The organism is Aeromonas sp. Y293-4, assembly GCF_027705905.1.
Classification (GTDB): Bacteria; Pseudomonadota; Gammaproteobacteria; order Enterobacterales; family Aeromonadaceae; genus Aeromonas; species Aeromonas veronii.
Genome location: NZ_JAPDCI010000053.1, coordinates 1 through 2,820 on the forward strand (window position 1 = coordinate 1; position 2,820 = coordinate 2,820).

Sequence of the window (2,820 nt, forward strand, 5' to 3'; positions counted from 1 at the left end):
CGTTCCGTTGAGCTCCACGAGAAAGTGATTGGTGCCTTTATAGAAAGACACCATTTCAACTGATTGGAGTCATTACCAGATCGCGATCCCCACTTTGCACCACGAATGAGGTGCTGAATGAGTCACCAGCTCACCTTCGCGGATTACGAATTCAATGGTAAACGCCGCAAAACCCGCGAAGTGATTCTTGACTCGCATAGAGGCAGTGCTCCCATGCTGGGGGTCAGCTACGAAGGAATGAGCACGCCCGAGCGTGAAGCCAAGATCCAAGCTCGCAAGGAAGAAGAAGAAATCAGGAAAGAGTTTCGGAGAGTTGCTGTTGTTGCTGGTTATGGTAGCGTTTAATTTTAAGCTTTGGAAAATCAACAAGAAGGCATAGCGAATGATCCCCTCTGGCAAACCAAGCCGACTGTCGCCGAGGCTAATCCCTCTTGTGGTTTTTTTGATCGGCCTGTGCTCCACCGTAGTGCTTTACCAACTCATCGTCGAGTCCGTCTATCAACGACAACAGGTCTACTTCGACTTCCGCGCCCGGGAGGCTGCTGAGCGCATCGAGAACCGCATGGCCACCTACCAGCAGGTCCTGCGGGGCACGGCTGGGTTCTTTGATGTGCATGATGATGTCGGACGTGAAGATTTCCGAAGGTATTCCGATCGCCAGGCTCTGGACCAGTACCTGCCTGGCATCCAAGGCGTGGGCTTCGCCAGGGCCATCCGGCCTGCCGATCTGCAAACCCACATCGATCAGGTCCGCGCCGAAGGCTTTCCCTCTTACACGGTGCAACCAGCAGGCCAACGAGACCTGTATTCCTCGATCGTGTATCTGGAGCCGTTTTCGGGAGGCAACCTGCGTGCCTTCGGCTTCGACATGTATTCAGAACCCGTGCGGCGCGAGGCCATGCAGCGCTCGGTAGATACGGGTGCCATCGCGCTTTCGGGGCATGTGCGTCTCCAGCAGGAAACGGGGGTTCAGGAGCAGTCGGGGTTCCTGATCTACCAGGCGATCTACGCTACTGACCAGCCAGCGGCAACCGTAGCAGAGCGCCGGGAACAACTGCGCGGCTGGGTCTATGCACCGTTTCGCATGACAGACTTCCTGCATGGTCTCCTCGGAGAGCAGGAGCGTGACCTGATCATCGACATCTTCGACGGCGAAGAGATGGTTGAAGCGACACGAACTCACTTTGGCAGTTCAGGGCGTACCGATATCCGTCCAGGGTTTGAATCGGTGCATCGGCTGCGCATGATGGGACAAACCTGGACCGTTCGCGTGCATGGCAGCACGAGCCTTCTGCAACGGGTGGACAGAGGGCTACCGATCGTGATCGCGGTAACCGGTGTCTTGCTCAGTGCCATGCTGGCTGGGCTGATGTTTTTGCTGGTGTCGGGTCGGTCCCGGGCAGAAGCGGCGGCCCGCGCGATGACAGAAGACCTGTCTCTGGAGAGGTCTCGATTGAGTGCCATTCTTGAAGGCACCCGGGTCGGCACCTGGGAGTGGAATGTCCAGAGCGGTGAAACCGTCTTCAATGAGGAATGGGCGAGGATCGTTGGATACAAGCTCCAAGAGCTTGAGCCGATCTCCATCGTCACCTGGGCAAAGTTCGCGCATCCGGAAGATCTGCAAAAGTCAGAACAGCTGCTCAAGCAGCACTTGGCGGGGGAGTTACCGTTCTACGAGTGTGAGGCCAGGATGCGCCACAAGGATGGGCACTGGATCTGGGTGCTGGACCGCGGGAAGGTGGGGAAATGGGATCGGGATGGCAAGCCTCTCATCATGTACGGTACCCATCAGGACATCAGCCGGTCCAGACAGGAGCTGGATACCTATCACCATCGAGCGCATCATGACGTATTGACCGATCTACCCAACCGGGTCTTACTCGGTGACCGCATACAGCAGGCGCTTGCATTGGCAGAGCGCGAGAACACGCATCTGGCTGTGCTGTTCATGGATCTGGATGGGTTCAAGTCGGTCAACGACACCCATGGCCACGAAGCGGGGGATGTAGTGCTAAAGACCGTGGCCCGCCGTCTCCTGCGTTGCATCCGTGCCTCCGACACGCTCGCCAGGGTGGGAGGCGATGAGTACGTGGCCTTGCTGCAACTCGTCAGCGACGAACAGGAGGCGCTCAAAAAGGCCAGCCTGTTCATCTCGGAGGTCCGCCGACCAATCCCCTTGCCTGCGGGTGGCGAAGCACGAATTTCCATTAGTGTCGGTATCGCGCTCTACCCTCAGCATGGAACGACCATCGAGGTGCTCAGCGAGCATGCCGATCAGGCGATGTATCAGGTCAAGAAAGGCTCCAAGAATGGAGCCTTGGTGCATCAGGATAGCGGCTCGGTGTAGCTCTGCGTTCCCGTAGCGTTTAAACGCACCCTGATCGACAACTCCAGATCTTGTGTTGCCGGCGACAGCGTCCACGCATGAAGTTGGTCCATCACGACCGATCAGGCATTGACCGCCGATTGCTTCGAGCAACTGGCCCCACAGATGACCGCCAAGGGCTGGAAAGGGAAGCCGCAGAATTCGGGAAGAATCGTACGCTAAGCCGACTTGGCTTAAGTGCGTTTCCTGTTCCACTGCTCCCTATTCGGGATTTGGGGAGCAATGGAACCAAAACCCAACGTAGGCCCGCCGCGAACGTCCAGTTGAAGTACGCCCTAACTAGGCGTCAGGCCGGAACCTTGGGCCGCGTCAGGATAGGGCCGATTCCAGCATTTTCTGACGCCTCGCCGGCAACCTCTAAATAACTGATCCCAATAGTGCTACACCTTCGCTGTGCCATAGCCATTCCCCGGGAAAGGAGACACGGTATCCAT

The 2,820-nt window shown here is 57.2% G+C and carries 3 protein-coding genes; all 3 read left to right on the forward strand.

Features of this window, described 5'->3' with window-relative positions; genetic code table 11:
• The coding region (locus OKC31_RS21750; protein WP_421288102.1) for an IS1 family transposase at positions 1-63 on the forward strand (63 nt) is incomplete at its 5' end.
• 54 nt (positions 64-117) lie between these two features.
• Positions 118-345 (forward strand): hypothetical protein, encoded by a 228-nt coding sequence (locus OKC31_RS21450; protein WP_270657731.1) that lies wholly within the window; start codon positions 118-120, stop codon positions 343-345.
• Between the two features lie 37 nt (positions 346-382).
• A complete protein-coding gene (locus OKC31_RS21455; protein ID WP_270657733.1) occupies positions 383-2,347 on the forward strand; it encodes a CHASE domain-containing protein in 1,965 nt (654 codons plus the stop codon).
• Positions 2,348-2,820 lie beyond the last annotated feature (473 nt).